We start from the raw sequence: 5,050 nt of genomic DNA, 5'->3' as shown, positions 1-5,050 counted from the left end.
GACCCGGTCAGCGGCGATCGGTGACGTTCGCCGCTGACCGGCACACCTGCACTGCTCAGGAGCACGTGGTGGGTGCGGGAACCCCGTTGAATCGGTCGTTGAGCCAACGCTGCCCCTCGGTGAGCCCGACGATCGGCGAGTTGACTGTGTGTCCGATGATCGAGCCGGGTAGGACCATGGGGAGCGGCAGGTCGACCAGGTCGACCGTGGCGCCTTTGTCGCACCAGGTGCGTGCGAGCTGCCGGTTATCAGCAGGAGGTACCAGGTCGTCATTGCTTCCGGTCACCAGCATCACCGGCGCGGTGGGTCCGGCGCGGCCGAGCGTCATCTCCGCGAGCACCTGAGCTGTCCGCGGGTCGGCTTCGAGGACCTGTGCCATCGAGCGGCCGTCCTTGGTCAGCGAATTGGACGGCTGGAAGCCGTAACTCAGCATCGCCCCACCCACGCATTGGGCGCTGGTCGTATCGAGGAATTGTCGGCCCTTGTCGTTGAGCATCTCGTCGACCGCGGTTTCGACCTCCGGATAGGAGCTGATCAGCGACTTCAGGAAGAACCCACCGGCGCCCAGCGACAACCCGCCCTCGGCGTACCGGAACAAGTTCAGCTGCGAGACGGGTGGCGCACCGACGTAGGAACCTCTGAGATCGAGCTCAGGCGCATACGATCCGACGTGCTCAGCAGCGGCAGCGACAGCGTGCCCGCCCTGTGAGTAACCCCAGAACGCGATCGGCCCGTGTGCCGGAATACCGGTGTCGGGCAGCCGCTGCGCGGCCCGCGCTGCATCGATCACGGCATTCCCCTCGGCCGCGGTGATGAGATAGGTGCTGGGGATGTAATCGGTGACCACCACCGCGATCCCCTGCATCAGCAGCGCACCGATGAAGACCGCCTCGTACTCGGTGGCGATGTCGAACGGCGGGTAGTGGGTCAGCGGGCGCTGAATCAATTCCGAAGTGCGGCAATGCGGCGCGATCCCGTGGGTGCCGACCGCGAAGCTCACCAGTGGCCGCTCGCCGGAGCCGCGCCACGGCGGAATCGGGCTGAGCACCGTGCCGGTCGCGGTTGTGGGCGCATCCTTGGCGTCGGTCGTGCGGTAGACGATTCGCTGAGCCTTGGCTGGAAATGGTCCAGCGTCGATCGGCACCGACAGCGCGACCGGTAGCGGCTCAACACTGACGATGTCGCCTGGTGTCGGCGGGGTGGGGAAATCGTCGGCGACCGCCGTTATCGGCGTCCTCGCTGAGATGCCCACCAACACCAGGGCCGTCAACCCAGCCGACACCGCGACAATGCGTCGAACCTTGCCAGCCATGGGCAACTCGTTTCACTCCGAAAGGAAACGCCTGGTCAGACGGAGAATAGTCCGCGCAGTCGGCAGCGAACCGCAAACGCGCCGACATCCTCCGCACCGTGTCCCCAGCTCGACGACCCGACACCGGTCGTCGACGGCATCACCGTGCAGGCCTGGCTCAGGATGGGCGGCCACAACTCCGGGGTAGTTCTCGCTGCGCCGAACTTCGGACAGTAAGACGCCGTCTGCGGTGGGCTGCTTTCCGAGTTCGCTTCTTACAGAGGCTGTTCGGCATGGCGATCGCGTCGACGACCAGGTGGAGGGTAGTGGGGGTGCGGAACCTGCTGGGCCGCAAAGCATTCCAGCAGAATCAAGCGGATTTTAACCCTCGCTCTGCAGGGTTCGAGCAGGGTATCAATGTTTTGAGCTTCGAAGATCGGACGATGTCGTCATCGATCGACGCCGACTGCTGATCAGCCATGATCTCGCGGTGGTCGCGGAGCTGGCCGATCGGGTGCTGGTCATGAAGGACGGGACGGTCGTCGAGCAGGGGAGTACGCGCGACGTCCTGACTCGACCGACGCACAGCTACACGAAACGATTGCTCGCAGCCGTTCCGTCGGCCGACTCACGCGGTACATCGCTGTCGATCCCCGATGATCCGTCGGCCGATATCGACCTCCACGACCGCCGACCACTGCCGCCTCGCACGGTGGACGGGACCCGAATCGTGTTGTCGGTGCAGGATCTTCGGAAGACCTACGGCACCCGGCGCGTCCGCCCGCACCGTAGTCGATGACGTCAACTTCGACCCGCGCTACACCGTCGAACGCATCATCGGTGAAAGCCTGGACACCGTCGGCATTCGAGGCCGCGAACGGGCGAACCGCGTACGAGAAGTACTCGACGCCGTGCAACTCCGCCGAGACCTCCTCGATCGCCACCCCCGCACCCTCTCCGGTGGACAACGCCAACGCGTTGCCATCGCTCGTGCCGTCGCACCCCGTCCGGCCCTGATCGTCGCCGACGAGCCGGTATCTGCGCTCGACGTCTCGGTGCAAGCCCAGATACTCGACCTACTCGCCACGCTCCAAGCGCAATTCGGCACCGCGCTGCTGCTCATCTCGCACGACCTCGGCGTGGTCCACCATGCCGCGGACCGAGTGGTCGTCATGAAAGGCGGCCGCATCGTCGAATCCGGTGATTTCTCAGCGATATTCGACTCCCCGCAACACGATTACACCCAAAGACTCGTGGCGTCGGTGCCAAGACTGCCCGGCCCGGTGCGTTCCTAGCTTGTGCACCGGGCAGCTGGCTCGTGCTCGACCCCTCGGTCTTAGGTACATTCGGGGCGCACGGTCGGCAACGAGGTGGGGGACAATGACGGATATTCCGGACTCGGTCATCGAGGAGCTCGGATCGGCTGTGGTCGAGACGATGCGGGCGGTGCGGCCACGGATACCGGCGCCACCCGCGGCGAAGCTCGGTCGATTGCGGTTGTCGAGCGACGAATTCCGGTCGTATCCGGTCGGCGAGACGGGGATTCGCGCCGAGCTGTCCAGGCTCGGACAGTTGCTGCCGGAACGGATACTCGGCGCGCTCGAGTTGCTGGTCGCCGAACTTGCCGTGCCCGAGGTGCCGAATCTGGCTGCGCTGGTGCCTGTTCCGGAGGACGGCAAGGCCGTCATGGTCGGGTACATGATGGACTCCAGTGAGACGACGACGGCGGTAGACAAACTCGAGGCCTTCCGGCCTGGTGCGCTGGCGTTTGTGGTCGAGCTGGCCACGCGGCTGAGTGAACATTCCGACGTTGTCGCACAACTGAACTCGGCTGGGAATCTCGATTCTGCCGTCGCGCTCGATGAGGCCGGCGTCGCGGCGGCGCATGGCGCGGCCTACTTGGCGCTGGGGGTCGCGGTGGCGACGATCGTGCTGCGAAATCTGGGCGAGGGCGATGATCCGGCGACGGTGGTCGGCGCTGCCTTGACCGCGGCGAGTCCACTGCTCCGGGCGGTCCCGATGCCGGCCGAGTACGCCGCCGCGCGCATCGCGAAGATCCGCGACGAGTATCTGTATCCGCGCTATTCGTCAGGCACCGTGCGAGCCCGCGACCATCGGTTCGCACTGACCGAGTCGGACTTTCCTGCCACCGCCGATTTCCGCGACAACGGTCTGGTGGCTGTGGTCCCGGACGGCATAGTGGTGCGGACCGGAACTGCCGATGCCGCCGTCTATGTGACGGTCGAGGTGCTGGAAGACCCGCCGGTCGACGGCGACATGACCGTTTGGGACGAGGTGGTCGAGGTCGCTTGGACCGCAGCCCGCGGCCTGGCGTCGATACTCGGTGCGCCACGATCCGCGGGCGAAACCGGTTCGCTCGAAGAACTGACGCCGCCGTGGCCGGGGAACTACCGCGTTCGGGTCCACGCCACCAACCGTGACGAGGTCGACGGTGAGGAGTCCTACCGGCTGACTGTTTGGCAGTCACCGGTCACCGACACGGTCGTGCACAAGCGAACCGATCGGCTCGGTCACCGGTTGCGCGGCGAAGTTGAACCGCCGGTCGTGGCCAAGCCCGAGGACGCCTATCACTGGGTGGAGAAGTCCGCGCTCGCGGAAGCCGGGACGATCACCGTTGTCGCTGCGGGTGATCCCGACACTGTTGTTCGTGCCTTCGGCGGCGACCCGGCCATCCCCGAGCCGATGGAGGAACTCGAGGAAGGTGCCATGGAGCGCGGCGATCCGTGGATCGCGGTGGCGTCCATCACGGACGCGGTGCTGGCGGTCGAGTACAACGGCTATCAGGGTAGTCACGGCCCGGAACTGAGCGCGGTGTCCAGTGGTACTCGCGCCGCGTCGCTGTACTGGAACGTCAACGGTGTGACCAGGTTGTCGTTCGCCGACGACGGCCGGATCGTCGCGGCATTCGAACTCGGTGAGCAGCAGGACGATCCCGCGCTGGAGCCGATCCTGCGCGACCTGGATTTCGGTGACTACCGCCACCAGATCGCCAAAGGACTTGTCGCAGTAGAACGTTTCACCGGTAGCGCATTCGCCGAAGGCGATCTCAACCGGGTGGAGTCCGCCGGAATCGGCTTCGCCGTACTCCCGTTGCTCGGTGAGCTCTACCCGGCGTCGCGCCGATCGGATGGATCCCGCGCGAGCCGAGGGCACGGTCCCTTGGGCGCCGACACCGACCTGCTGACCGACCTACCCGCCGACCGGCAGCAAGCAATGGCGTGGTGGGCCGTCCGCCGAGCCGCCGAGTTCGTGCACCTGGCCGACGACGCCGATGTCGTCGCGTGCATCGAAACTCGGACCCTGACACCGGAAGCCGAACTGCGCGTACGTAAATCGTCCGTCGGTGACCAGCTGAACTACTGGTTCTGGTCCGCACTGCACCAAGCCACCAACCTCGACCCCCTGGCCGCCGCGGTAGGCGCCCTCGACGCCGCCCGCTACGTCTGGGGCCCCGCAGTAGCCGACTTCGTCGACGAAGCCCGAACCGCCCTCGCCGATTTGCGCTAGCCCAGCTACCGCATCGACGGTTTCAGGTCAGTTCTTGGAGCTTCGCTGTGAGGAAATCGCGTTCAATGGTGTTGCCGGTGAGCAGGATTGCTTCCTGGTAGGCGGTTCGAGCTCGGGCGGTGTGGCCGAGTTCGGCGAGGAAGTGGGCGCGTGCGGCCGGGAGGTAGCTATAGCCGACCAGTTGGGGTTTCGTGGCCAGTTCCTCCAGGGCGGCCAGACCGGCGACGGCAC

At 65.9% G+C, this 5,050-nt stretch carries 4 protein-coding genes; 3 read left to right on the top strand and 1 reads right to left on the bottom strand.

Annotated features, from left to right (window positions below; all coding sequences use genetic code 11):
* Positions 1–55: 55 nt before the first annotated feature.
* Positions 56–1,312: a lipase family protein gene (locus ACQPW1_RS28720; RefSeq protein ID WP_433654802.1), complete on the bottom strand. Its 1,257-nt coding sequence runs from the start codon at positions 1,310–1,312 to the stop codon at positions 56–58.
* Positions 1,313–1,781: 469 nt separating this feature from the next.
* On the opposite strand from ACQPW1_RS28720, the gene ACQPW1_RS28715 reads away from it, so the two are divergent.
* The 3 genes from ACQPW1_RS28715 to ACQPW1_RS28705 all read left to right on the top strand — a co-directional run bounded on the left by ACQPW1_RS28715 (position 1,782) and on the right by ACQPW1_RS28705 (position 4,819).
* Positions 1,782–2,090 (top strand): hypothetical protein, encoded by a 309-nt coding sequence (locus ACQPW1_RS28715; protein WP_433654800.1) that lies wholly within the window; start codon positions 1,782–1,784, stop codon positions 2,088–2,090.
* The gene (locus ACQPW1_RS28710) at positions 2,038–2,586 is read left to right on the top strand and encodes an ATP-binding cassette domain-containing protein (protein ID WP_433665361.1); all 549 of its coding nucleotides are present in this window, start codon (positions 2,038–2,040) and stop codon (positions 2,584–2,586) included. The genes ACQPW1_RS28715 and ACQPW1_RS28710 overlap by 53 nt, the downstream gene beginning before the upstream one ends.
* An 85-nt stretch (positions 2,587–2,671) precedes the next feature.
* The gene (locus tag ACQPW1_RS28705) at positions 2,672–4,819 is read left to right on the top strand and encodes a DUF6461 domain-containing protein (RefSeq protein WP_433654798.1); all 2,148 of its coding nucleotides are present in this window, start codon (positions 2,672–2,674) and stop codon (positions 4,817–4,819) included.
* Positions 4,820–5,050: the final 231 nt, after the last annotated feature.

Source organism: Nocardia sp. CA-128927, from assembly GCF_050955855.1.
GTDB lineage: Bacteria > Actinomycetota > Actinomycetes > Mycobacteriales > Mycobacteriaceae > Nocardia.
This window is presented reverse-complemented; position numbering and strand designations above follow the sequence as displayed.

Excerpts from the sequence above, each read along its gene's own strand:
- ACQPW1_RS28720 (WP_433654802.1), bottom strand. The coding sequence starts at position 1,312 with ATGGCTGGCAAGGTTCGACGCATTGTCGCGGTGTCGGCTGGGTTGACG.
- ACQPW1_RS28705 (WP_433654798.1), top strand. The coding sequence starts at position 2,672 with ATGACGGATATTCCGGACTCGGTCATCGAGGAGCTCGGATCGGCTGTG.